This window comes from Streptomyces afghaniensis (genome assembly GCF_044327915.1).
Classification (GTDB): Bacteria; Actinomycetota; Actinomycetes; order Streptomycetales; family Streptomycetaceae; genus Streptomyces; species Streptomyces afghaniensis.
In genome coordinates this window covers 778526-802257 of record NZ_JBIRGJ010000003.1, presented here as the reverse complement: position 1 = coordinate 802257, position 23732 = coordinate 778526, and the positions used below count along the sequence as shown (strand labels likewise).

The following is a 23732-nucleotide window of genomic DNA, read 5'->3' as shown; positions in this document are numbered from 1 at the left end:
GACTTTCGTCAGGCGCCCTGTTGTGCCCATGTGGTGACGCTGTGGCGTGCCTGTGAGTGCTGCTGCGAGCGGGAGTGCTGCTGCGAGCGGAAGTGCTGCTGCCGGCTCATGTCCGGCTGCGGCCGGACCGGCAGCGCGGGCAGGTGCACCGTGAACACGGTCCGCCCGGGCACGCTGTCGACGGTCACGGCACCGCCGTGCGCGGTCGCCACGGCCTGCACGATGGCGAGGCCGAGACCGGTCGAGCCGGTGGCGCGGGACCGCGCGGAGTCGCCGCGCGCGAACCGTTCGAAGACGTGCGGCAGCAACTGGGCCGGAATGCCCTGCCCGTTGTCCTCGACGTCCACGCACAGCCAGGTGCCGCGCCGCTGGACGCGGGCGGTGACGGTCGTGCCGGGCGGGGTGTGGGTGCGGGCGTTGCCGAGCAGGTTCACGAGGACCTGTTGCAGCCGGGCCGCGTCCGCCGACACGAGCGCGGGCTCGTCGGGCAGGTCGAGACGCCAGTTGTGGTCCTGGCCGGCCGCGCGGGCGTCGCTGACGGTGTCCACGACGAGCGGTACGAGGTCGGTCTGCTCGAACCGGAGGGGCCGCCCGGCATCGAGCCGGGCGAGCAGCAGCAGGTCCTCGACGAGCAGCGACATGCGCCCGGCCTCGGACTCGATCCGCCCGAGCGCGTGCCGGGTGTCGGGGCCGACGTCCTCTCTTCCGCGCCTGGTCAGCTCGGCGTACCCGCGAATGGAGGCGAGCGGAGTCCGCAGCTCGTGACTGGCGTCGGCGACGAACTGCCTGACCCGCGTCTCGCTCTGCTGCCGTGCGTGCAGGGCGCCGTGGACGTGATCGAGCATCCGGTTGAGCGCGGCACCGACCTGGCCGACCTCGGTGTGCGGATCGGTCTCGGAGTCGGGGACCCGCTCGCTGAGGTTCACCTCGCCGGTGTGCAGGGGGAGTTCGGAGACCCGGGTGGCGGTGGCGGCGACGCGGCGGAGGGGGCGGGTGGCGACGCCGATGAGGACCGAACCGGCGATGGCGGCGGCGACCAGGCCGGCCCCGGTGACGCTCACCTCGACGATGATGAGGGTGTTGATCGTGGTGGTGACCGACTCGGTGGGCAGGGCGACGTAGTAGCTGCCTCCGTCGGCCCCGAGGACGTACTGCACCCGGTACTCGCCGAGTCCGGGAAGGTCGACGGTGTGCATTCCACTGGTCGGCACCTCGGCGAGGGCGGCCTTCTGCTCCGCGGTGAGGCTGACGGCCGCATTCCGCTGGAAGGGGCCGATCTCGTCGGCGGCCTGCTCGGCGATGGCCGCCCGGGTGACCGTGCCGTCGGCACCGACCTCGGCGGCGATGGTCCCCGGCTGGGCCGGTCCCCTGACGAAGCCGGTGATTCTGTCGATCGAGTCGGAGTCCTTTTCGCCCCCGGGTTTCATGGGCCCCGACAGACGCTTGCCGGCGTCCTCGACCTGCCCGTTCAACTGTTCGTACAGATGCGACCTGAGGGCGAGCGTCGTCACCGTCCCGATCACCGCACACACCACGGCGATCAGCACCACGGACGCGACGACGAGCCGTGTCCGCAGCGTGCGCGGCTTGCCCGCGCGCGACAGCCTGCCTGTCCTGTGCTGCGTATCCGGCCGTCGCCGCCCGCTCATGAGGCCGCGGGCTTGATCAGGTAACCGGCACCACGCCGGGTGTGGATCATCGGCTCCCGCCCCACGTCGATCTTCCGCCGCAGATACGAGATGTACAGCTCGACGACGTTGGCCTGCCCGCCGAAGTCGTACGACCACACGCGGTCGAGGATCTGCGCCTTGCTGAGCACGCGCCGCGGATTGCGCATCAGGAACCGCAGCAGCTCGAACTCGGTCGCGGTCAGGTGGATGTGCTCACCGGCCCGGGTCACCTCGTGACTGTCCTCGTCGAGGGTGAGGTCGCCGACGACCAGCATGGAATCGGAGCGCCGGTCGGCGGCACCGGACCGCCGTATCAGCCCGCGCAGCCGCGCGACGACCTCTTCCAGGCTGAACGGCTTGGTGACGTAGTCGTCCCCGCCGGCCGTCAGCCCGGCGATCCGGTCCTCGACGGCGTCCTTGGCGGTGAGGAAGAGAACCGGCACGTCGGGCACTTCACGGCGCAGCCGCCCGAGCACGGCCAGCCCGTCCATGTCGGGCAGCATCATGTCGAGCACGACGGCGTCGGGCCTGAAGTCGCGCGCGGCCTGGAGGGCGCCCTGGCCGTCTCCCGCGCTCCTGATCTGCCAGCCCTCGTAGCGCAGGGCCATGGACAGCAGCTCGGTGATCGACATCTCGTCGTCCACCACAAGCACTCGGACGGGGCTCCCGTCCGGCCTGAGCAGTTCGGTGCGCCCCTGGGGCGAGGTCGTGGTCATGGTGAACACGATGTCGGTGTGCTCTGAGAGCGCCCTTTCGGCAACCTGTGATTTCCCTGAGAAACACACAGGCGCTTCTCAGGGAATGCCTGGGAATGCCGGGGTCGGGTGGGTGGGGTCTGTGGGGGGGACTGTGAGACGGGAGGGGGAAGCTGTGGATCCGCTGGGCGGCGGCACAGCGGACGATCATCCGCGGGCGGGATTCATCAGCAGGTGAGTCAGAACAACCCGTCCTGCACCCCGGCCTCCTCCTTGAACTCCCGCACCGGCACGGTCAGTTCCGCACCCCCGGCGGGCACCAGCTCCCACCCGCTCATCAGCCGCGTATCCAGCACGACGGCCCCACCCGCGGTCGCCAGATGCAGATCGGGCCCGGCAGCAGCCACGAGCTCCCCGCTCACGACCCCACCGGCGACGAGCTCGCCCACCTCCCCGACGGCGCCGGGCAGCCCGGTGAGACCGAACACCTCCACGTGGTCGACAACGCGCAGGGGCTCCCGCACGAGCGACTCCGGCCACCCGCCGAGTGCGACCGCCCGCGCGTGCAACTCGGCGACCTCGACGGCCCGGTCAGCCGCCGCCTCCGGCAACACGGCCCGCACGGCCCGCTTCCCGGCGTATGGAATCCGGTCGGGCACCCCCAACGCGGCCCGCAACAACTCCTCCGTACGCCGCGCGGCCATGAGCGGCCCGACTCCGAGCCAGCTGAAGCACACGGCCCCCTGCTCGAGCAGCCGCGCGGAGCCCCGCTCCTCCGCCGTGATCCCGACCTTGACCATGCCGGGCCCGAACCACGCCAGATACACGCGATACGGCCGCGGATCGTCCGCGATCGTGTCGGCGGCCACGGAGTGCGCCCGGTCCAGCCGCGCACACTCCTCGCACCGAGCCCCCGTACTCCGCGCCGACACGGCCGCCCTCGTCGGACAGGCATGTCCCCGAGCCCCCACGCATGTCCGCACGCCCCCCTCCGCGACCCCGAAGGCGACCCGTTTCCCCCAGGTCAGCGCACTGCGCCGGCCGCCGTCCCACACCAGCACGGGACCGCCGGCGGACCACCGCAGCCCCGAGCACCTCCATGCCTGTGCCATCTCTGCCGAGACTAGAGGGCACCACTGACAACGGCGTCGGCCGGCAACGGATCCAGGGACAACGGCGGCCCACCCACCTCGGCGCTCGCGCGAGTCAGCGCCCGGAGTCGGCCCCCACGGCGGCGGCTTCGGGCTCCCCGCCCACACTCACGTCACCGCGTACGACAAGGTGCCCGGCCACCTGCGCCTTCCGCCCCCGCCCGGCCAGCCGGCACCCGAGGCACTCGGCATGCCCGGCCCGGGCCCCCGAGTCCCGCACCCGCCAGCCCCACTCCTCCCGGGGCCGGATCCCCGGTCCCTTACCCCAGCCGGCCAGATGCAGCGCCCAGGTGACCAGCAGGGCGACCACACCGATCGCGATCCCGCCGGCGATCAGCACGCCGGAGACGAAACACACCCCCGCCCCCGCCGCCACGGCCCCGACACTCGCGATCGCGGTTCCGACCCATCCCGCGGCGGTATGCCCGTGGTCATACTGATGTGCGCTCATACGCTGCCCCCTTACACACGAAGGCCCGGGAACCCGAGCTCCCGAACCTCTCACCAGCTAGCCTTTTAGAACCCAAACATCTCACGAACTAAGGGATCTGGGAATGCAAGCCAAGCCGCGTCCGGCAGCCACGCCGGAGCAGGCACTGTCGGCGATGGACCACCTCATCGCGACCCACCTGGTCGGGCAGCACGAGATCGCCCAGCAGGTAGGCCTGAGTGTGACCGACCTCACCTGTTTCGCCTACGTCATCGAAGCCGGTGAGAACCTGCCCACGGCCGGCGACCTGGCATCCCGTGTCCACGTCACGACGGGCGCGGTCACCGGCATCCTCAACCGCCTGGAACGCGCCGGCTACATCACCCGCCGCCCCGACCCGACCGACCGCCGCCGCATCCGCGTAGCCGCCCAGCCCGACGCGGTCGCCCGCGTCCGAGAGGTCTACGAGCCGTACTACGCCCGCCTCACGGAACTCTTCGCGGACTACTCCCCGGAGGAAATCGCGGTCCTGAACGACTGGTTCACCCGCGCGAGCGGCCTGGCGGCGGACTACTTGGAGGAACACTGCCGGACCGACTGAACGAAGGCCATCGAAAGCGCGTCCTCGCCCTCGATCGCGATCGGCACCTCCAGCTCGGCCTCCTCCCACCACGCCTCACCCCCCGACCGGCCCTCGCCCAGCCGTAGCTTCACGCGCCAGGAGCCCGGTACTGGACCTGCCCGACTGTGCGGAGGGCCTCGATCGTTTCGTCGACGGTCAGGAGAACCGTCGTCTCGAACGAACTCAGCGCGCCGCCGCCGCTGATCGCCAGGGCGACCGCGGCCATGGACACGTTGTCCGGGGCCTCCCACAGGTTGTAGCCGTCGTGCGTGCCGAAGGCGTACCAGAAGCCGTGGAGCTTTCCGCCGACGGACTCGATGTACGACCGAGCGGCCTGGGCCCGGTCCTCCGGGCGGTCGATCAGCCTCGCCCAGGTCTCCGGGGTGTAGCTGAACCTCGACAGGTAGAGCGGCATCGTGTCTCCCTTTCGTTCCCTCAAGGGATGCCCCCGCGGGGCGGGAAAGGCGCCGGCGGGGACCCGCGCATCCCCCGAACGGCGGGGGCCGAGGAGCGTTCGTCGAGCCAGAGAAACGCCAGAGGCCCCGGTGTGATCCGGGGCCTCCGCGTGGGTTCACTGGTCGACGTGCTCGGCCGCGGTCTTCGGGAGCGCGAGCATCACGAGTGCCGCCACGACGTACAGCACCGCGGAGACGACGAGGACGATGGTGAGCGCGTGACGGTAGTCGGCCGGTCCCGGTGTGCCGGTCGACGATCCGGTGACGGCGGCGAAGAAGATCGTGCCGAGAACGGCGATGCCGATGGCGCCGCCTATCTGGTTGACGGTGGAGAGGACGCCGCCCGCCGCGCCCGCATTGCGTCCGGGGACACCGGCGAGCACGACGTTGACGAGAATGGGTGCGGCGAGGCCGAGTCCCAGGCCGCCGATGAACAGTGCGAGCGCGAGGAGCCAGTATCCGGGGTCGCTGCCGCCCCTGATGACGGCCAGGAGCACGAGCTGAGATGCCGCGATGGTGAGCGAGCCGGTGATCAGCAGGGCCCTGCCCGCCCTGGCGGCGAGAGCCACACCGAGTCCTGAGGTGATGATCGAGCCGAGGGCATAGGGCAGGATCACCAAGCCGGTATCCCACGCGGTACGGCCGGTGCCGACCTGAAGGTAGACCGACAGGGTGAGGAAGAACGATCCGATACCGCCGAAGAAGAGCAGGGACGCGCTCAGACCGATGGCGAAAGCGCGGATTCTGAGCAGGGCCGGGTCGAAGACGGGTTCGCCCCGGCGTCCGGCGAGGCCGCGCTCGTATGCGAGGAAGATCGTGAGCATGATGATTCCGGCCGCCAGGAGGGCGTAGCTGGCCGCGGTCCACCCCCATGTCTCGGTCTGGATGATCGGCAGCAGGAGGAGCAGGATGCCCGAGGCCGCGAGAAGCGCACCCACGAGGTCCAGTCGCGCGGTGGAGGCGGAGCGAGACTCCGGCAAGACCTTGGCCCCGATGACGAGGGCGAGGACCGAGATGGGGACATTGATCCAGAAGATGGTGCGCCACCCCAGACCGAACAGGTCGGCCTCGACGAGGAGTCCGCCCAGCAGTGGGCCCGCGACGGCGGCGAGCCCCTGGACAGCCCCGTAAGCGCCGAATGCCTTCGCGCGCTCTGCCGGGGCGAACGATGCCCGGATCACGCCGAACACCTGCGGGACCATGATCCCCGCGGTCAGTCCTTGGGCTGCGCGCATGCCGATGAGCGTGCCCGGAGTGACGGCGACTGCGCAGAGCGCCGAGGTGACCATGAACCCGGCCAGCCCGATCATGAACAGGCGCTTGCGGCCGAACTGGTCACCGAGCCGTCCGCCAGTGATCAGTCCCGCGCCCAGGGCGAGGGTGTAGGCGGCGATCATCCACTGGATCTGAGCGTCACCGGCGCCCATGTCGCGGGCTATGGCCGGGGCCGCGACGGTGACGATCGTCGCGTCGACGAGGTCCATGAAGGAGCTGAACAGCACGACCAGGAGCGCCAGGCTCGCGCCTGCGCCGGAGATGAGTGCTGGGGGAGCGTCGGGGCCACGTGTGCCCTCTCGGGATGCCTGTGGAGCGGTCATGCCGGCCAGGCTCACAGATAAAGTTGCCATCGGATGACCACTATCCGGGAGGGTTCCGGGAGCATGGCTGTGACCTCCGCGCGAACGCTCAGGCTGCTGTCGATCTTCGGCATCGGCGCCACCCTGACCGCCGAGGAACTCGCCAAAAGACTCGGAGTCTCCCTTCGGACGGTGCGACGCGACATCGACACGCTCAGAGAGCTCGGGTACGAGATCGAGGCCGTGCGCGGTGCGGGCGGAGGCTACCGGCTCGGACGCGCCACCCGCTTGCCACCGGTCGTCTTCGACGAGGATCAGGCGGTCGCCGCGGCCGTCGCACTCCAGACCGTCCCCACGGTCCTCTCCGGCATCCGCGAGAACGCGGCCCGCGCCCTCGCCACGCTGCAGCAAGCGATGCCCGCCCGCAGCCGCATCCGCACCGAGCCGTTCACCGTCTCCGCAGCGCGCAACTACTGGGAATTCCCCGCGGCACCCATCGACGCCGAGATCATCCGCGTCATCGGTGGCGCGATCAGCCGGCAGCACATCGTTCGCGTGGACTACACCGGCGACGACGAACCGACGACGCTCACGCTGGAACCGCACGACCTCGTCGTCTGGGCGGCACGGTGGTACCTCGTCGCGTTCGAACCGGACGCGGGCCGCTGGCGCGCGATACGAGTCGACCGCCTCGAACCACGCATGCCCACGGGGAGAACCTTCGACCGCCGCGACGTCCCGCACGGCGATCCGACCGCCTTCGTCATGAGCACGTACGACCGCGGCGACACCCTGTCGGACTGGCCATGCCGCGGGTCGGCACTCGTCGCACTGCCCGCGCCCGTCGTCGCCCGGTTCGCCCCCGGCGGCTCGACGGTCGAGCACGACACCGACTCCAGCTGCCGGCTCACGCTCGGTGCATGGTCATGGGCAGGGCTGGCAGGACTGCTCCTCACTTTCGACGCTGACATCACAGACATCGAACCGGCAGAGCTCAAGCAGGCGTTGCGCTCCCTGCGCACCCGCATCGACGAAGGACTCGGGTGTGCCAGCGATGCCGAGACCGGCTGACTTCGGCGGTTGCTGTACTTCACTGCTGGACGCCCTGAAACGCAAGAGGCCCCGGATCTCTCCGGGGCCTCTGACCTGTGTGCACTCGGCAGGATTCGAACCTGCAACCTTCTGATCCGTAGTCAGATGCTCTATCCGTTAAGCTACGAGTGCTTGTTCTGTTTTTTCGCCGCTCTCGGGCCTTCCGGCTCGCTCGCGGCGACAGGAAGAACATTACATGACTGCCGTCGCCATGTGAAATCCGTTTGCCATACCGCTTGTGGCCTGCGGAAATGTCCTCAGACGGGGCTTCGTGACCGGGTGCGGAGACCGAGTGGGGAAGGGAGCGTTCGTGCGCGGTCCGGTCGTACTCGAAGTGGCGCAGTGGCAGGGGTCGGGTGCCCCTACGGCGCGTCGGTTGCCCGGCGGGGCTGCCTGGCTCGCCGAGCTGGTACCCGCAGGTCGGCGGCGCACGGTGACGCTCCACGACAGTGTCGGCAACGCGCGGGGCGGCGTGCAGAACGCCGATGTGCTGGAGCGCCATCTGGTGGCGATACGCGCGGCACTGGCCGAGGTTCCGCCGGGCGAGCGGACAGTGACCATCGGCGGCGACTGCGCGGTCGACCTCGCGCCGGTCGAAGCCGCGCTCTCCGCGTTCGGGGACCGGCTGACGGTGGTGTGGTTCGACGCGCACGGCGATCTCAACACCCCGGAGTCGTCGCCCTCCGGGGCCTTCCACGGCATGGTGCTCCGCGCACTCCTCGGCGACGGGCCGGAAGGCCTGCGGCCCGCGCGGAGCCTGTCGGCCGACCGCGTCGTGCTGGCGGGCGCGCGGTCACTGGACCGGGGCGAACAAGACCTTGTCGAGCACCGCGGCATACGGCACCTCGGCGTCGAGCAGCTGGCGGAACCAGGGCCGCTCCTGGCCGCCGTGCGCGCCACCGGCGCCGACGCGGTGTACGTCCACATCGACCTCGACGTCCTCGACCCGCAGGTGTTCCCGGCCGTCGGCACACCCGAGCCGGGCGGACTCGGGGTGGAGGAGCTGCTCGGAGCAGTGCGGGCGCTGACTGAGGAGTTCACCCTCGCCGGCCTTGCGCTCACCGAGTACGAACGGACGGAAGCCGCTGACCAGGAGGAGGCGGTACTGCGGCGGATCGTCGACGGACTGTTCGGGGCCGACCGAGGCTGAGCAGCGCCTCGGCGCCGGCGACGGACACGGGCCTGGAACGCGACTCAGGGAGTCCAGCCGCATGGGGCCGAACTCCCTGGTCAGAGTGCGGAGGCGGAGGGATTTGAACCCTCGATGGGCTTTAAGGCCCAAACCGCATTAGCAGTGCGGCGCCATAGACCGGACTAGGCGACGCCTCCAGTGCACATCCGCCCGCGCGAGCGCGAGTCGGTGCGTGCCGATGATGACACAGTCGAGCGTGCTGTCACCAATCGACCCCCACGGTACTAGGCGGGAAGGTCGCAGGGCAAAGGCCTTGTGTCGGCCGGTACCGCCGGTGTCGGGGGGCGCCGGCGTGTGGGGGCGGCCGGGTGTGCGGTGGAGTCGTGCGGCGCGTCCGACCGGCGCGCAACGTAGCGGGCCGCGCCGCGTTAGTCAGGTCATGCTGCATGCCATTCGCCGGGTTGAACCCGGAAACGTCTCCCCGACCACCGCTCGCCCCGGTCTGCGGCGGCTCGTCGTCGGCGCCACCGCCTCCGTCGCCGCCTTCGGGGCTCTGGCCGCGGTGTCCCCGGCCGCGTACGCCCAGGCCGGCCCGTCCCCAGCCGGGCTCGCCGCGGGGCAGGGCCCGGACCGGGACCGATACCGGGACCGGGACCATCTCATCGTCACCGTGCGGAACGCGGGGCGTGGGGCCGATGGGACATACGAGTTGTACTGCGGGCCCGACGGCGGCAGCCATCCCGACCCCCGCGCGGCCTGTGCCGCCCTGGAGCGGGACACGCGGTGGGGGAAGGACGTCTTCGCACCCGACCCGGTAGGCGGCTTCTGCACCATGCAGTACGGCGGGCCCGCCACTGCGCGTGTCACCGGCACCTGGGCCGGGCGGCCCGTCGACGCCACGTACGACCGGCGTGACGGCTGCGGGATCGCCCGCTGGGACCGGCTCGTGCCGCTGCTCCCGGACATGGGGTCCCGGAAGCGCCTCTGAGGCAACCGTGGCGATTTCGGCCCGTGTCGCCGCTCGCGCCCCTATCCGGCCACCTCACGGCCCCATTCGGCCACCCGGGCAAAAAGGTACAGAAACACTGCCCTCGTAAAGGTCCCGCGAAGGTCCCGCGACGTCGTTGCAGGAGGGCGGGCGTTTGCGGTTACTCGGTCGTCAGTTCGGGGTCACTTCCTCGTGCGACCTCGCTCTCATCCGGCGTCGCGAGCGCAACCGCAGCCCTTAGACTCCCTCGCGTGACACGCCGCGGGACGGTTGGCAAGATGGCCCGAGCGGTCGGCAAGGTGCGGTAACAGGGAGGAAGCGTCTCGTGAGCAGCAGGCCATCCCGAGGCGCTGCTCGCCTCGCAGCCATACTGGACGCCCTCCCCGACGCGTTGGTGCTGGTCAATGCCAACGGGACGGTCGTCAACGCGAACACCATCGCCCTGGAGGCCTTCGAGACGCCGGGGACCGCTCTGGTGGGGCGCGGGCTGCTCGATCTGCTGCCGCAGTTCGACTCCAGGCTCATCCCGGGGTCCATGCGGCGGCCGGAACACCTCGATCCGCAGGCCCGGACCAAGCCGACCCGGATGATCGCGCGCAGGACGGACGGGACCGAGTTCCCCGTCGAGGTCACCAGTGCGAACCTGGAGAACGGGCAGCAGGCCTACGACGGGTACGGGTACAGCGGGGACGAGCTGCTCATGCTCGTCGTGAGGGACCTGACCGGGACCGTCGACACCGAGGCCGAGCTCGCGCGTTCGCAACGGCAGACCGAGATGATCCTGCGGGCCGCCGCCGAGGGTGTCGTGGGAACCGACACCGACGGGCGGATCGTGCTCGTCAATCCGGCCGCCGCTCAGATACTGGGTTTCCGGGCCAGCGATCTCGGCGGGCGCGCACTGCACGATCTCGTGCTGCACTCGCGCGCCGACGGTTCGCCCTTCCCGTACGAGGAGTCGCCGCTCGCCGACACCCTGCGCTCCGGGCGCAAGCACCGGGTGCGCGGGCAGGTGCTGTACGCCAAGGACGGCGGCAAGGTGCCGGTCGATCTGACGACCGCGCCCGTGCGCGACGGCGACCAGCTCGTCGGCGCCGTCATGACCTTCACCGACCGGCGGCCGTACGACGCCGTCGTCGAGGAGAAGGAGGCGGCGGAGAAGCGCCATGCGGAAGAGCTGGAGCGGATCGCCGAGGAGCACGCCTCCGAGCTGACCGCCCTGCGCCAGCAGCACGTCACCGAGCTGGAGGAGCTGCACGAGCGGCACGCCGAGGAACTCGGCGCGAACGAGGACCGGTACGCCGCCCTCGGGGAGCGCGAGAAGGACCGGTACGAGGCGCTCGCCGCGCGGCACGAGCAGTTGCTGACCCTCCTCGGGCAGTCGCTGCGCGGGCCGCTGGAGGAGCTGCGGCGCGAGCTGGCCGCGCTCGCAGCGGACGACGCCGGGCAGCTGTGGCCCGAGGCCAACCAGGTGCTGCACCACCTGTCCGCCGGGTACTCACGCATCACGACGCTCATCGACAACGTCCTCGGCTACCAGCGGCTCGACGCGGGCAGCGAGGGCATCTCCCGTACGAAGGTCATGCTGGACGCCGTCGTCGCCGCCGGTGTCGACGGGGCCGTCGAGCTCATCGGGCCCGGGCGGGTGCAGTTCGCCGTGCACGCGCCGCCCATCGAGGCCGAGGTCGATCCCCGGCTGCTCGCCACCGCCCTCGCGCATCTGGTGGCGGACGTGGCGGGGGTCGACGCGACCGGCAACACGCCCGTGTCGGCGGGCGGTTACCTGGACAACACCGTCGTGGTGGCGGCGGCGCAGCGCGGCGAGGTCGTACGCATCGAGGTGCGCGGGCCGTACGCCGGCGGCGACACCGTGCACGAGCCCATCGTCCGCGGGATCGTCCGGGCCCACGGTGGTGTGCTCCAGACGCATGAAGTGCCGGGCATGAGCGGTAACGCGTACGTCCTCGAAGTGCCCATCGGGGGCGGGGCCGGGGCCGTTGCGGCGGATGCCGCCGCCCAGGCGCAGGCGGTCGACGAGGGACCGCTGCCCGCTGCCGACGGTGAGCAGGCCTCCGGTGGGCAGACCTTCGGCGGGCAGACGTCCGGTGGAGGGCGGCGCCGGGCGCGGCGGGCCACCACCGATGCCTTCCTGGACGGTGACGTTCCCGCTGAGGGCGACGGGGCCGCTGGGACTGGTGAGTCAGGTGGGTCCGGTGCCGAGGGCGTCGTACCCACCGGGCGGCGCCGGAGGCGGGCTGCCGGGGAACCGGCTGCCCTTCCCGCGCCGGCTTCCGGTGAGGGTGCGGCCGCGTCGGGCGGTACCGGGCGTCGGCGGCGTGCGGCCGAGGACGCGGGTGCTGTTGCGGCCCTGCCCGTCGGCGGTGCCGTCCAGGGTGTCGCCGAAGGGGCCGTCGTCACGGCCGCCGAGCACGCGGCGGGGACCGCCGCCTCGGGTACGGGGCTGGGCGGGACCGTTCCGCCGCAGGGCGTGCCCGCGCCCTCCGGGCGGCGGGCCCGGCGTGAACCCGGCGAGCAGCATGCGCTGCCGCCTGCGCTGCCCGCGTCGTCCGGCGAGGCCGCCGCGGGGTCGGCCGATGCGGCCCAGGGTCAGGGTCAGGGTCAGGGGCAAGGGGAGGCTGCGCAGCCGACCGGGCGTCGGCGGCGTGCGCTGGCGGCCGCCGCCGAGCGGGCGGCCGCGCAGGAGGCGGCGGGGCCGCGTCCGGTGTTCGCCCTGCCGCCGGCCGAGGCGGATCAGGCCCCGGCCGGTCCGGCAAGCACGCCCGGCCCCGCCGACCAGGGGCAGCCGGTCGCACCAGGTGGTGTGCCCGGTCAGACGCAGGTGGCTGGTCAGGCGCAGGTGCCCGGCCAGGGACAGGTGCCCGGCCAGGGACAGGTGCCCGGTCAGGCGCACGGGGTCGTGGCGGTTCCCGGTTCGGGTGCCGCCGGTGACGGGGTGGCCGAAGAGGGGCGGCACGACGCCGTCCCGCACGACCAGTCCGCCGATCACACCCCGCCCCAGCCGCATCCCACGAGTGCGCCGACCGGGCGTCGGCGGCGGGCAGTGGCGGCGCAGCCGGCGGCTGGTTCGCCTGCGCAGGGCGCGGCTGGGCAGCAGGCAGGTTCCGTGCCCGCCGGGTCCGAGCAGGGGGTTCCCCAGCAGGACGCCACCGGTCACGTTCCGGCGGGCCAGATCGCGCCCGGTACGGCCGTGCCGCCGCAGGGTGTGGCGGTCCCGGCCCAGGGTGTCGCCGTACCCCCGCAGGGCGCCGTACCCCCGCAGGGTGTGTCCGTGCCCGCCCCGGGCGGTCTCGGGCACAGCGTGCAGGCGGCGGCTCTCCCGGGGCAGGTGCTTCAGCCCGCGTCCCCGAACCAGCCCTACGGCGCCCAGCCCCTGCCGCAGCAGGGCGTCGCCGTGCCGGAGCAGCAGACCTCCGCCGGTCAGCCGCTCCCCGCCGAGGCCGCCCCCGGACAGGGCACCCCGGCCCAGGGAACCCCTGCCCCGGGCACCCCCGCCCCCCAGCCACAGCCCTGGCCCGCCGCCGACGACAGCTCGGGGGCCGGTGTCGCCGTACCCCCGAACGGTGCGGCACAGTCCGTTCCTCCGAACGGCGCTGCACAGTCCGTAGCCCCCAACGGCATCGCCCACCCTGCTCCCCCGAACGGCACCCCCACGGCCCAGGCCCCGGCCCCGCAGCCCGGCACGCCGGCCCCCGGGACCCCGTTGCCCCCGGAGGGCGCGGCGGCGCAGGCGCAGCGGGCGGCTCAGCCGTTGCCCGCGGAGACGGCCGCGCCCGTCGACCCGAACTCGACGCAGGGGCGGGCGATCAGCGTGCGGACGCTGGGGCAGGGCGTGCCGTTCAACCGGCAGGCGGCCCAGGTGCAGCAGATGCAGCAGCCGTCGGGCATGCCAGCCGCGCGTCCCTCGGCCGGTTCCGTACCTCAGGCGCCGGGCGCGCCCGCGCCCCAGTCGACGGCCACGCCACCCCCGCACCAGTCGGGCGGATCGGGCCGGCGCCGCAAGCTCGGCACGCCGCCCGACCCGGCCACGCGGACGGAACAGGCCTCCCGCCAGGAACCGGCGCCCCGCCCGGAGCAGGCCGCGCGCCCGCATCCGGCGGCCGAGCCGACTCCCGCGCAGGGCACCGGTCAGGGAATCGCGCAAGGCACCGCCCAGGGAATCGCACAAGGCACCGCGCAGGGCACCACCCCGGCCCACGCACCCGTTGCCGCGCCCGTCCCGGCGCAGCCGTCCCACGCCGGTCAGTCGCGGCTCGCGCAGATGACCGAGGGCGGTGGGCGGTCGTATGCCATAGGCGCGCCGGACGAGAACGCCGCCGAGGGGCCGGAGCCGCTGGACGGGCCCGGCGGTGCCGTCGAGGTGGCCGATCCGCCGCTGCCGCAGCCGATGGACGACGAGCTGCCGCCGGAGCCGCTGGACAACCCGCGGCGGCTGCTGGTGTGGCCGGCGCCGGACGTCAGCACCTCGCAGGCGCTGAGCGACCGCGGCTACCGGCCCGTGATCGTGAACTCGCGCGAGGAGGTCGACGCGCAGATCGCGGCCTTCCCCGCGGCGCTGTTCGTCGACCCGCTGACCGGGCCGATCACGCGTACGGCGTTGCAGTCGCTGCGGCAGGCCGCCGTCGCCGCCGAGGTGCCCGTCCTGGTCACGGCCGGACTCGGGCAGGCCTCGCGGGACGCGGCGTACGGTGCCGATCCCGCCGTCCTGCTGAAGGCGCTGGCGCCGCGCGACAGCGAGCAGCACCCGCCGCGCGTGCTGCTGATCGAGGAGCACGCGGAGATAGCGCTGGCGCTGACGGCGACGCTGGAGCGGCGCGGGATGCAGGTCGCGCGGGCGGCGAGTGACGCCGACGCGGTGACGCTGGCGGGGCAGTTCCGGCCGAACCTGGTCGTGATGGACCTGATGCAGGTGCACCGGCGGCAGGCCGGGATCGTGGACTGGCTGCGTGCGAACGGGCAGCTCAACCGCACCCCGCTCGTCGTCTACACGGCCGCCGTCGACCAGGCCGATCTGCCGCGGCTGGCCTCCGGCGAAACGGTGCTGTTCCTCGCGGAGCGGTCCACCAGCGGCGAGGTGCAGACCCGGATCGTCGAGTTGCTCTCCCGGATCGGGACCAACTAGGACCGTCGAGGGCCGTCCGCGCGACGACGGCGGCCGTGCAGACCGCCTCCGAGCGCTCTATCGGGCCGTGAGGCGCCGCGCCGCCTCCTTGACCGACCTGCGCAGGCGGTCCCCGTCGGGCTGCTCGCCGCCGACCAGGATGCGCCGCATCTGCGGCACGACCACGGTCCAGTTGGCCAGGGCCGTCAGCAGGAACAGCAGGTCGGCCGCCGGGATGGCGTCGGTGACGACTCCGCGGTCCTGGCCGTCCTGGAGGGCGGCGACCTTGCGGGCGTAGTGCTCCTGGCGGTCGGACTCGTGGGGCAGTTCGTCGCTGCCGTACTCCAGGCCCTCCCAGAAGAGCAGGCGCAGCAGTTCCGGGTGGGCGGCGTGGTAGTCCATCAGGCGGTCGACCCAGCCCTCGATGTCGTCCGGGTCGACGGGGACGGCCTCGGCGAGGTGGAGCATCTTCTTCTCGAGGACGATCGCGAAGAGCTCCGCCTTGTTGCCGAAGTAGGCGTAGATCAACTGCTTGTTGGCCTTCGCCTCGGCGGCGATGCGGTCGATGCGGGCGCCGGCGATGCCGTGCCGGGCGAACTCGGCGACCGCCGCCTCGAAGATCCGGGCCTTGGTGGCCTCGGGGTCCCTTGCTCCCATGGGGGAGAGGGTAGCGCGGCGAGTAACCAACTGTTTGGTTGACAGGGAATCGCAGGGCCGCTCACACTGTTGCCCCATCATCCAACCAACCAGTTAGTTGTTAGAGCCGACTCCAAGGAGTCCTCCTTCCATGCCGTCAGCGACCACAGCCACGAGCACGTCCCGCCCGGCCGGCACCGCCCCCGTGCCGGAGGCGCGTACGCCCGCTCCCGGTCTCTTCCTCACTCTCATCGCCGTGTGCAGCGCGGTCACCGCCGCCAACATCTACCTCGCCGCCCCGCTGCTCTCGCTCATGGCCCGCGACTTCGGTTCGGCGCCCTCGGCCATCGCCTGGATCGCCTCGGTCGCCCAGCTCGGCTACGCGGTCGGCCTGCTCTTCTTCGCCCCGCTCGGCGACAGCGCGAACCGGCGGCGGCTGGTCGGCGGGCTGACGCTCGTCACCGCCGCCGCGCTGGTCGCGAGTGCGGCCGCCCCGGGGGTCACCGCCCTCGCGGTCGCCATGTTCGTCGCCTCGGCGGCGACCGTCATCCCGCAGCTGCTCGTCCCGCTGGTCGCCGAACGCGCCCCGGCCGAGCGGCGTGGCCGCCATGTCGCGGCCGTCATCGCGGGCCTGTTCGCCGGCATCGTCGCCGCCCGGGTGCTGGGCGGACTGGCCGGGCAGGCCTTCGGGTGGCGGTGGGTGTTCGCGGGCGCGGCCGTGCTCACCCTCGTCCTGGGGCTCGCGACCGTCCTCGTCCTGCCGTCACAACGGCGGCGGGAAGGACCGCTGTTCGCCGGGCTCGCCGCGCTGCCCTCGGTGCTGCGCCACTCGCCCGACCTGTGGCGCGCGTGCCTGCGGCAGGCCGGGATGTTCGGGGCGTGGAGCGCGCTGTGGACCTCGCTGGCCCTGTTGCTGACGGGCCCGGAGTACGGGCTGTCCACCGCGACGGCCGGGCTCTTCGGGCTGTTCGGGCTGACGGCGAGTGCGGTGGCGCCGCCGGCCGGCGGGCTCGTCGACCGGTTCGGGGCGGCGCGTGTCGTGCGGTCCGCGTATCTGCTCGCGGCCGTGTCCGTGCCGCTGTTCTGGCTGGGCGGGCACACGCTGGGCGCGCTCTTCGCCGCCGCGGTGCTGATCCACGCGGCGCTGGTCGCGTCCCACGTCGCCAACCAGACCCTCGCCCTGACCGCCACGTCCACCCCGGCCACCGCCAACACCGCCTATGTGGTCGCCGGTTTCGCGGGCGGCGCCGGCGCCTCGGCCCTCGCCGGGTTCGCCTTCAGCCACTTCGGCTGGGGCGGGGTGTGCGCGGTGGCGGGCGTGTGGCTGGTGCTGGGGTGGGGGCTGACCGCCGTACGACGGTGACGGCGGTCGGGGGGAGGCTGACCGCCGTACGAGGGTGACGGCGGTCAGGCCGGGCGTGCCCGGATCAGAGCCGGGTGACGTCCAGCTCCCCCTCGGCGTACTGCCTGCGCAGCACCTTCTTGTCGAACTTGCCGACGCTCGTCTTCGGCACCGCCTCGATGACCGTCCAGCGCTCCGGGAGCTGCCACTTGGCGATGCTGCCCTCGTCGGCGAGGAAGGCGCGCAGGGTCTCGAAGGTGGCGGTCGCGCCCTCCTTGAGGACGACCGTGGCCAGGGGGCGCTCGCCCCACTTCTCGTCGGGGACGGCGACGACGGCGGCCTCGGCCACCTCGGGGTGGGACATGAGGGCGTTCTCCAGCTCCACCGACGAGATCCACTCGCCGCCGGACTTGATGACGTCCTTGGCCCGGTCGGTGAGGGTGAGGTAGCCGTCGGGGGAGATCGTGCCCACGTCGCCCGTCTTGAGCCAGCCGTCCTCGCTGATCTTGTCGGCGGGGCGGAGGGGGTCGGCGTCCGGGCCGTTGTAGTAGGCGCCGGCGATCCACGGGCCGCGCACCTCCAGCTCGCCGGCCGACTCGCCGTCCCAGGGGAGGCGCTCGCCGCCCGGGCCGGTCAGCCGGGCCTCGACGCCGGCCGGGAAACGGCCCTGGGTGAGGCGGTAGGCGAACTCCTCCTCCGTGCCGGCCACACCGGCCGGGGGACGGGCGATCGTGCCGAGCGGGGACGTCTCCGTCATGCCCCAGGCGTGGCAGACCCGCATGCCCAGCTTGTCGAAGGCCTCCATGAGGGACGGCGGGCAGGCCGAGCCGCCGATGGTGACCTGGGTGAGGGAGGAGACGTCGCGGGGATGCGCGGTCAGCTCGGCGAGCAGGCCCTGCCAGATGGTCGGGACGGCGGCGGCATGGGTCGGCTTCTCGCCCTCGATCATCGCGGCGAGCGGGGCCGGCTGGAGGAAGCGGTCCGGCATCAGCATGTTCACGCCGGTCATGAAGGTCGCGTGCGGCAGCCCCCACGCGTTCACATGGAACTGCGGCACCACGACCAGCGAGGTGTCCTCGTCGGTCAGGCCCATCGACTGGGCCATGTTCACCTGCATGGAGTGCAGATAGATGGAGCGGTGGCTGTAGACCACGCCCTTGGGGTCGCCGGTGGTGCCGGAGGTGTAGCACATGGAGGCGGCCTGGCGTTCGTCCAGCTGCGGCCAGTCGTACGAGGTGGGCTTGCCGGCGATCAGGTCGTCGTACTCGTGGACCCGCGCGGTCGCGTCCGCGAGCAGGGAGCGGTCCCCGGGGCCGGAGACGACCACGTGCTCGACCGTCTTCAGGTGCGGGAGCAGCGGGGCGAGCAGGGGGAGCAGCGAACCGTTGGCGATGATCACCCGGTCGGCCGCGTGGTTGACGATCCAGGCCAGCTGCTCGGGCGGGAGCCGGAGGTTCAGGGTGTGGAGGACCGCGCCCATGGAGGGGATCGCGAAGTAGGCCTCCACATGCTCCGCGTTGTTCCACATCAGGGTGGCGACCCGGTCGTCGTCGGCGACGCCGAGGTCCTCGCGCAGGGCGTGTGCGAGCTGGGCCGCGCGGGCGCCGATCTCGGCGAAGGAGCGGCGGTGCGGCTCGTCCTCACCGGTCCAGGTGGTCACCTGCGATGTCCCGTGGATCGTCGACCCGTGGGTCAGGATCCTCGAGATCAACAGCGGTACGTCCTGCATGGTGCTCAGCACGGCGTCCTCCTGGGCGACATTGCCTGCGCGGGGGTAAAGGTTGCGCTGATTCTGCGCACATACCGCGCGGTATGTCACTAGGACCGGGTGATCGATCACCCCACGGCTGTCGACGGAACCGCTCAGCGGGGACCGACAGATCCGCTCACTGACGCACAAGCCCCAGCTCAGCGTCCTCGCGGAGCTTGCCGAGCGCACGGGAGACGGCCGACTTCACCGTGCCCACCGAAACCCCGAGCACCTCCGCCGTCTGGACCTCGCTGAGGTCCTCGTAGTACCTGAGGACCACCATCGCCCGCTGCCGGGCCGGCAGCCGCATGATCGCCCGCCACATCGCGTCACGCAGCGCCTGCTGCTCGGCCGGGTCGTCACCGCCGGGCACCGGCTCCGGCTCGGGCAGCTCCTCGCAGGCGAACTCGTCGACCTTGCGCTTGCGCCACTGCGACGTCCGCGTGTTCAGCAGCGCCCGGCGCACATAGCCGTCGAGGGCGCGGTGGTCCTCGATACGCTCCCAGGCGACGTACGTCTTGGTGAGCGCGGTCTGCAACAGGTCCTCCGCGTCGCTCGGGTTGCCGGTGAGCGAGCGGGCGGTACGCAGCAGCACCGGCTGGCGGGCCCTGACGTACGACGAGAACGACGGGTACGGAAGGGTCTGCGCCGCTGGTGCAGCGGCCTTCGACGCGCTGGTGCAGACGAGTGGGGTCATGGCTCAACGCTATGAGCGGGGCCGCCGTCAGCGGATCGGCCGCAGGTCCCGAAGCGGGGTCCCCCTCAGGTTGTAGGGGTGGGGTCCGCCGCACCTCCTGTAGGTGGAGCGGAGGACCCCGGGTACTGCGGGTCAACCCTGAGAGTCGGCGGTCAGTACGAGTCCCGACGTAGGCACGCCCGTCCCCGCCGTCACCAGGACCCGCTCCGCACCGGGTATCGGGTTCACCGCCGTCCCCCTGATCTGCCGGACGGCCTCCGCCACCCCGTTCATCCCGTGCAGGTAGGCCTCCCCCAGCTGCCCGCCGTGCGTGTTGAGCGGCAGGCACTCCTCGGCCACGAAGTCCGGCGCCTCGCCGGGGCCGCAGAAGCCGAACTCCTCCAGCTGCATCAGAACGAACGGGGTGAAGTGGTCGTAGAGGATCCCCACGTCGATGTCGGCCGGTGCGAGTCCCGAGGTGCGCCACAGCTGCCGGGCCACCACCGCCGTCTCGGGCAGGCCGGTGAGGTCGTCGCGGTAGAAGCTGGTCATCTGCTCCTGCGCGCGTCCGGCGCCCTGGGCGGCCGCCGCGATCACGGCGGGCGGGTGCGGCAGGTCACGGGCCCGCTCCACGGAGGTGACGACGAGCGCCTGTCCGCCGTCCGTCTCCTGGCAGCAGTCCAGCAGCCGCAGCGGCTCGGCGATCCAGCGGGACGCGGCGTGCTCGGCCAGGGTGATGGGCCGGCCGTGGAAGTAGGCCGCCGGGTTGGTCGCCGCGTACTTGCGGTCGACGACGGCCACGTGCCCGAAGGCCTCCGGGGTCAGCCCGTACGTGTGGAGGTAGCGCTGGGCCGCCATGGCCACCCACGAGGCCGGGGTGAGCAGGCCGAACGGCAGCACCCAGCCGAGCGCCGCGCCCTCCGCGGACGGCTCCCGGTGCCGCACCCCGGAGCCGAAGCGGCGGCCCGAGCGCTCGTTGAACGCCCGGTAGCAGACGACGACGTCCGCCACGCCCGCGGCGACCGCCAGGGCCGCCTGCTGGACGGTGGCGCAGGCCGCGCCGCCGCCGTAGTGGATCCGGGAGAAGAAGGAGAGCTCGCCGATGCCCGCCGCCTGGGCGACGGTGATCTCGGGGCTGGTGTCCATGGTGAACGTGACCATCCCGTCCACGTCGGCCGGGGTGAGGCCCGCGTCGTCGAGGGCCGCCCGCACGGCCTCGACGGCCAGGCGCAGTTCGCTGCGGCCCGAGTCCTTGGAGAACTCGGTGGCCCCGATACCGGCGATGGCGGCGCGTCCGCCGAGACCGTCCCGCCCTCTCAGGCTCATGCCGGAACCCTCACCGTCACCGTGCCCGTGACGTGCTTGCCGATGCCGTTCGCGCCGACGACCCGGACCGTCACGATGTCCCCGTCGACCTTCTCGACCGTGCCCGTCAGCACCATCGTGTCCCCGGGGTGGTTGGGCGCGCCCAGCCGGATCGCCACCCGGCGCAGCTCGGCCCGGGGCCCGAACCGGTCGGTGATGTACCGCCCGACCAGGCCGTTGGTCGTCAGGATGTTCATGAAGATGTCGGGGGAGCCCTTCTGCCGGGCCAGCTCCGGATCGTGGTGCACGTCCTGGTAGTCCCGGGAGGCGATCGCCCCGGCGACGATCAGGGTGCGGGTGACCGGGATCTCCAGCGGCGGGAGGCGGTCGCCGGGGTTCACCGCGTCACCCCCTGGAAGACCGGCAGCACCAGCTCGTCGTCGCACTGCCGGAACTCCAGCCGCACCGGCATCCCGATCCGCACCTCGTCGTACGGCACTCCGACCACGTTGCTAACGATCCGCACCCCCTCGGCGAGCTCGATCAGCCCGACCGCGAAGGGAGGCGCGAAGGCCGGGAAGGGCGGGTGGTGCATGACGACGTACGAGTAGACCGTGCCCTCGCCGCACGCCCCGACGGTGTCCCAGTCCGGGGAGCCGCAGCTGTTGCAGCCCGGCAGCCAGGGCAAACGCAGGGTGCCGCAGCCGGTGCAGCGCTGGATCAGCAGCTCGTGGCGCGCCACGCCCTCCCAGAAGCCGGCGTTGTCGCGGTTGACGACGGGACGGGGGCGGCGCTCCTCCTGCTTCTTCGGCGGTTTCGTCGGCGGCTTCTTCGCCGGATTCCTCGCCGGATTCCTCGCCGGATTCCTCGGGCGGCGTGCGGGGGCGTATTTAAGGATGCGGAAGCGGTGGGTGCCGGCGAGTTCGCCGCCCGCCCTGATGTCCGTGCGCGTGGTGACGAAGTAGCCGGGTCCCAGTTTCGTGGTCTTGCGCTCCGACACCGACTCGATCACCGAGTCGAAGGTGATCTCGTCCCCGGGGCGCAGGGGGCGGAGGTAGTCCTGCTCGCAGTCGGTGGCGACGACCGCGTCGTGGCCCGACTCGTCGAGCAGGGTGAGGAGTTCGTCGTAGGCCGCCGTGCGTTCGGGGCGGCGGGAGAGGCCGGCCATGGTCCACGCCTGGAGCATGGTGGGGGGAGCTATGGCGTCCGGGCCCGTGTACGCCGGGTTGGTGTCGCCCATGGCCTCGCACCAGTGCCTGATCATCGGTTCGTTGACGGGGTCCCGGCCGGCCCCGGTGGCGGCGGCCGGGCGGCCCTCGTAGGCCTTCAGACGCGCCTCGAACCCCTCGTGCTCCTCGTGGATCTCCGGGTCACCGCTCACGGTTTCTGACTGTCCGTCAGATAAGTGATGCCGTCAAGACCTCGCAGCCGCCGAAAACGCCTGTGCGGCGGTACCGGAGTACCGCCGCACAGGCGCTCGTCACCCCACGAAGCACACCCACAGGACGCGGGCCGATGCCGGTGCACCGGCCCGCTCAGCTCACCACCACAGCGGGGAGAAGGTGACGGCGGTGTTGGCGTTTCCCTGGTTGACGGTCGTGGGCTCCGTGCCGTTGACCTGGGCGGTGTTGCTCTGGGTGGAGACACCCTCGCCGACGGCCTGCTGCTGCGTGGTGGCCGCGTTGCCGAAGTTGTCGCCGCCGACGCCGCTGCCGAGGAGGCCCTGCTCGGCCTCCGTGGCGGACGCGTTCGATCCGTTGTCCGCGATGGAGCCGTTGTCCGCCGTCGCGACACCGGCGAAGAGGGCGGCCGCGAGCGGCAGGGCGGAGACGGCGGCGATGACTCGGCCGGTACGGGTACTTGCCATGTTGTTGTCCCTCCAGGACTTCAGAAGTTCGGCTGATACCAGGGAAGTTGGCCGACCGCCCCGGTGCGGTGCACGACGTCGCGAGGCCAGACTTGCCCACTGAATCCCGACGAACCACCCAGGAAGCCGCCTTTCGCACTCAAGCGTGACGAAAAGTCGATAAACCTCTTCGTGTCACTTCCGCCCCGGACGAGAGCAGAAGAGGGCGTTCGAACCCAGGTGCAGCAAGGGCCGAAGCGTTCCCACGCTTTCCCGCCCGTCCCTCCGCCCCGGCGCGTCACACCGGCTCCCTCTTTCCTTTTTCGAACGCACGTACGAAACTAGGAGCATGGCCACCACCGACCGGCAGGCCACGACGCTGGCCCTCGCACACGCCCTGTCAGCCGCCGAACGCGGACTGGCCGTCCTCCCCCTGTCCCGCACCAAGCTCCCGGCGCTGCGTTCCCCGCACCGCGACGACCCCGACCCCTCCCCCTGCCACGGCGAGTGCGGCCGGCTCGGCCACGGCGTCTACGACGCGTCCAGCGACCCCGCCCGCATCCGCGAACTGTTCGCCGCGGCGCCCTGGGCGACCGGTTACGGCATCGCCTGCGGCCTGCCCCCGCACCATCTGATCGGCATCGACCTGGACGTGAAGACGGGCACGGACTCCTCGGCCGCCCTGCGCGAGCTGGCGCTGCGGCACCTGTTCACCATCCCGCCGACGGTGGTCGTCGTGACCCCGTCCGGCGGCCGACACCTCTGGCTGAGCGGCCCGCCCGACGTGGTCGTCCCCAACTCGGCCGGCCGCCTCGCCCCCGGCATCGACATCCGGGGCGCCGGCGGCTACGTCGTCGGCCCCGGCTCCCGCACCGGCCAGGGCGTGTACGCCGCGGCCCCGGGGACCGCGCACCTGCCCCCCGCACCCTGCCCGCGTTCCCTCCTGCGCCTGCTCCTCCCGCCGCCCCGCGCCCACCACCCCACACCCCCGGCGACCGGCGGACACGGCCAGGGCCTGGTCCAGTTCGTCCTCGCCGCGCACGAGGGCCAGCGCAACACCCGGCTGTTCTGGGCGGCCTGCCGGGCCTACGAGGACGGCATCGGCCCCGCGCTCGTGGACGCGCTGGTCGACGCCGCACGGGGCACCGGCCTGTCCGAGCGCGAGGCCCGGGCGACGATCGCGTCGGCGGCGCGGCTGACGGGGCACCGGCCGTGAACTAGGGGGTCATGCCCTGGCCCCCTCCTGAAC

20 protein-coding genes and 2 tRNA genes are annotated in these 23732 nt (G+C 72.3%); 7 read left to right on the top strand and 15 right to left on the bottom strand.

Translation table 11 applies throughout. The features are described from left to right. Nucleotides 1–8: 8 nt before the first annotated feature. The 4 genes from ACH4G3_RS14000 to ACH4G3_RS13985 form a co-directional block, all read right to left on the bottom strand. Nucleotides 9–1649, bottom strand: a complete 1641-nt coding sequence (locus ACH4G3_RS14000; protein WP_397624665.1) for a sensor histidine kinase — start codon at nt 1647–1649, stop codon at nt 9–11. After that, nucleotides 1646–2386 carry a response regulator transcription factor gene (locus ACH4G3_RS13995; protein ID WP_397624664.1) on the bottom strand — a complete coding sequence of 247 codons (741 nt, stop codon included), beginning with the start codon at nt 2384–2386 and terminating at the stop codon, nt 1646–1648. The genes ACH4G3_RS14000 and ACH4G3_RS13995 overlap by 4 nt, the downstream gene beginning before the upstream one ends. Before the next feature lie 218 nt (nt 2387–2604). Continuing rightward, nucleotides 2605–3477, bottom strand: coding sequence for a DUF2797 domain-containing protein (locus ACH4G3_RS13990; protein WP_397624663.1), 873 nt, complete (start codon nt 3475–3477; stop codon nt 2605–2607). A gap of 94 nt (nt 3478–3571) precedes the next feature. Next, nucleotides 3572–3967, bottom strand: a complete 396-nt coding sequence (locus ACH4G3_RS13985) for an HGxxPAAW family protein (RefSeq protein ID WP_397624662.1) — start codon at nt 3965–3967, stop codon at nt 3572–3574. A gap of 103 nt (nt 3968–4070) precedes the next feature. On the opposite strand from ACH4G3_RS13985, the gene ACH4G3_RS13980 reads away from it, so the two are divergent. Beyond that, nucleotides 4071–4547, top strand: coding sequence for a MarR family winged helix-turn-helix transcriptional regulator (locus ACH4G3_RS13980; protein ID WP_397624661.1), 477 nt, complete (start codon nt 4071–4073; stop codon nt 4545–4547). A gap of 109 nt (nt 4548–4656) precedes the next feature. Here the strand turns inward: ACH4G3_RS13980 and ACH4G3_RS13975 are convergent, their stop codons facing one another. Beyond that, the gene (locus tag ACH4G3_RS13975; RefSeq protein ID WP_397624660.1) at nt 4657–4983 is read right to left on the bottom strand and encodes a GYD domain-containing protein; all 327 of its coding nucleotides are present in this window, start codon (nt 4981–4983) and stop codon (nt 4657–4659) included. 156 nt (nt 4984–5139) lie between these two features. Next, nucleotides 5140–6621, bottom strand: coding sequence for an MFS transporter (locus tag ACH4G3_RS13970; protein WP_397624659.1), 1482 nt, complete (start codon nt 6619–6621; stop codon nt 5140–5142). Nucleotides 6622–6690: 69 nt separating this feature from the next. Here ACH4G3_RS13970 and ACH4G3_RS13965 point away from each other — a divergent pair, with 69 nt between their 5' ends. Continuing rightward, entirely contained in the window at nt 6691–7671 is a 981-nt protein-coding gene (locus ACH4G3_RS13965; protein ID WP_397624658.1) for a helix-turn-helix transcriptional regulator, read from the top strand. A gap of 80 nt (nt 7672–7751) precedes the next feature. On the opposite strand, the gene ACH4G3_RS13960 is transcribed toward ACH4G3_RS13965, so the two are convergent. Continuing rightward, a tRNA-Arg gene (locus ACH4G3_RS13960) sits at nt 7752–7824 on the bottom strand. 178 nt (nt 7825–8002) lie between these two features. Here ACH4G3_RS13960 and ACH4G3_RS13955 point away from each other — a divergent pair. Beyond that, nucleotides 8003–8842, top strand: a complete 840-nt coding sequence (locus ACH4G3_RS13955; RefSeq protein ID WP_397624657.1) for an arginase family protein — start codon at nt 8003–8005, stop codon at nt 8840–8842. 88 nt (nt 8843–8930) lie between these two features. On the opposite strand, the gene ACH4G3_RS13950 is transcribed toward ACH4G3_RS13955, so the two are convergent. Beyond that, nucleotides 8931–9021: transfer RNA gene (locus ACH4G3_RS13950), tRNA-Ser, on the bottom strand. Between the two features lie 242 nt (nt 9022–9263). Between ACH4G3_RS13950 and ACH4G3_RS13945 the strand changes: the two genes are divergently transcribed. Further along, nucleotides 9264–9812, top strand: coding sequence for an SSI family serine proteinase inhibitor (locus tag ACH4G3_RS13945; protein WP_397624656.1), 549 nt, complete (start codon nt 9264–9266; stop codon nt 9810–9812). 325 nt (nt 9813–10137) lie between these two features. After that, a complete protein-coding gene (locus tag ACH4G3_RS13940; RefSeq protein WP_397624655.1) occupies nt 10138–14949 on the top strand; it encodes a hybrid sensor histidine kinase/response regulator in 4812 nt (1603 codons plus the stop codon). Nucleotides 14950–15006: 57 nt separating this feature from the next. On the opposite strand, the gene ACH4G3_RS13935 is transcribed toward ACH4G3_RS13940, so the two are convergent. Further along, the gene (locus ACH4G3_RS13935) at nt 15007–15585 is read right to left on the bottom strand and encodes a TetR/AcrR family transcriptional regulator (RefSeq protein ID WP_397624654.1); all 579 of its coding nucleotides are present in this window, start codon (nt 15583–15585) and stop codon (nt 15007–15009) included. A gap of 130 nt (nt 15586–15715) precedes the next feature. On the opposite strand from ACH4G3_RS13935, the gene ACH4G3_RS13930 reads away from it, so the two are divergent. Next, nucleotides 15716–16927 carry an MFS transporter gene (locus tag ACH4G3_RS13930; RefSeq protein WP_397624653.1) on the top strand — a complete coding sequence of 404 codons (1212 nt, stop codon included), beginning with the start codon at nt 15716–15718 and terminating at the stop codon, nt 16925–16927. A gap of 64 nt (nt 16928–16991) precedes the next feature. Here ACH4G3_RS13930 and ACH4G3_RS13925 read toward each other — a convergent pair whose 3' ends face one another. From ACH4G3_RS13925 to ACH4G3_RS13900, 6 genes are all read right to left on the bottom strand, one after another. After that, entirely contained in the window at nt 16992–18635 is a 1644-nt protein-coding gene (locus tag ACH4G3_RS13925) for a long-chain fatty acid--CoA ligase (protein ID WP_397624764.1), read from the bottom strand. 157 nt (nt 18636–18792) lie between these two features. Continuing rightward, nucleotides 18793–19353 carry a SigE family RNA polymerase sigma factor gene (locus tag ACH4G3_RS13920; protein WP_397624652.1) on the bottom strand — a complete coding sequence of 187 codons (561 nt, stop codon included), beginning with the start codon at nt 19351–19353 and terminating at the stop codon, nt 18793–18795. Between the two features lie 132 nt (nt 19354–19485). Further along, nucleotides 19486–20658, bottom strand: a complete 1173-nt coding sequence (locus ACH4G3_RS13915; RefSeq protein ID WP_397624651.1) for a lipid-transfer protein — start codon at nt 20656–20658, stop codon at nt 19486–19488. Next, nucleotides 20655–21038, bottom strand: coding sequence for a MaoC family dehydratase (locus tag ACH4G3_RS13910; protein ID WP_397624650.1), 384 nt, complete (start codon nt 21036–21038; stop codon nt 20655–20657). Before ACH4G3_RS13910 ends, ACH4G3_RS13915 begins: the two co-directional genes overlap by 4 nt. Next, nucleotides 21035–22018: a bifunctional MaoC family dehydratase N-terminal/OB-fold nucleic acid binding domain-containing protein gene (locus tag ACH4G3_RS13905; protein WP_397624649.1), complete on the bottom strand. Its 984-nt coding sequence runs from the start codon at nt 22016–22018 to the stop codon at nt 21035–21037. The genes ACH4G3_RS13910 and ACH4G3_RS13905 overlap by 4 nt, the downstream gene beginning before the upstream one ends. 159 nt (nt 22019–22177) lie before the next feature. Next, nucleotides 22178–22504 (bottom strand): hypothetical protein, encoded by a 327-nt coding sequence (locus tag ACH4G3_RS13900; protein ID WP_397624648.1) that lies wholly within the window; start codon nt 22502–22504, stop codon nt 22178–22180. A 328-nt stretch (nt 22505–22832) separates the two neighbouring features. Between ACH4G3_RS13900 and ACH4G3_RS13895 the strand changes: the two genes are divergently transcribed. Beyond that, complete coding sequence (locus ACH4G3_RS13895) at nt 22833–23699, top strand: bifunctional DNA primase/polymerase (RefSeq protein WP_397624647.1); 867 nt, start codon at nt 22833–22835, stop codon at nt 23697–23699. Nucleotides 23700–23732: the final 33 nt, after the last annotated feature.

Excerpts from the sequence above, each read along its gene's own strand:
- ACH4G3_RS13990 (WP_397624663.1), bottom strand. The coding sequence starts at position 3,477 with ATGGCACAGGCATGGAGGTGCTCGGGGCTGCGGTGGTCCGCCGGCGGT.
- ACH4G3_RS13900 (WP_397624648.1), bottom strand. The coding sequence starts at position 22,504 with ATGGCAAGTACCCGTACCGGCCGAGTCATCGCCGCCGTCTCCGCCCTG.
- ACH4G3_RS13945 (WP_397624656.1), top strand. The coding sequence starts at position 9,264 with ATGCTGCATGCCATTCGCCGGGTTGAACCCGGAAACGTCTCCCCGACC.
- ACH4G3_RS13985 (WP_397624662.1), bottom strand. The coding sequence starts at position 3,967 with ATGAGCGCACATCAGTATGACCACGGGCATACCGCCGCGGGATGGGTC.
- ACH4G3_RS13925 (WP_397624764.1), bottom strand. The coding sequence starts at position 18,635 with ATGCAGGACGTACCGCTGTTGATCTCGAGGATCCTGACCCACGGGTCG.
- ACH4G3_RS13975 (WP_397624660.1), bottom strand. The coding sequence starts at position 4,983 with ATGCCGCTCTACCTGTCGAGGTTCAGCTACACCCCGGAGACCTGGGCG.
- ACH4G3_RS14000 (WP_397624665.1), bottom strand. The coding sequence starts at position 1,649 with ATGAGCGGGCGGCGACGGCCGGATACGCAGCACAGGACAGGCAGGCTG.
- ACH4G3_RS13895 (WP_397624647.1), top strand. The coding sequence starts at position 22,833 with ATGGCCACCACCGACCGGCAGGCCACGACGCTGGCCCTCGCACACGCC.
- ACH4G3_RS13980 (WP_397624661.1), top strand. The coding sequence starts at position 4,071 with ATGCAAGCCAAGCCGCGTCCGGCAGCCACGCCGGAGCAGGCACTGTCG.
- ACH4G3_RS13915 (WP_397624651.1), bottom strand. The coding sequence starts at position 20,658 with ATGAGCCTGAGAGGGCGGGACGGTCTCGGCGGACGCGCCGCCATCGCC.
- ACH4G3_RS13970 (WP_397624659.1), bottom strand. The coding sequence starts at position 6,621 with ATGACCGCTCCACAGGCATCCCGAGAGGGCACACGTGGCCCCGACGCT.
- ACH4G3_RS13995 (WP_397624664.1), bottom strand. The coding sequence starts at position 2,386 with ATGACCACGACCTCGCCCCAGGGGCGCACCGAACTGCTCAGGCCGGAC.
- ACH4G3_RS13930 (WP_397624653.1), top strand. The coding sequence starts at position 15,716 with ATGCCGTCAGCGACCACAGCCACGAGCACGTCCCGCCCGGCCGGCACC.
- ACH4G3_RS13935 (WP_397624654.1), bottom strand. The coding sequence starts at position 15,585 with ATGGGAGCAAGGGACCCCGAGGCCACCAAGGCCCGGATCTTCGAGGCG.
- ACH4G3_RS13920 (WP_397624652.1), bottom strand. The coding sequence starts at position 19,353 with ATGACCCCACTCGTCTGCACCAGCGCGTCGAAGGCCGCTGCACCAGCG.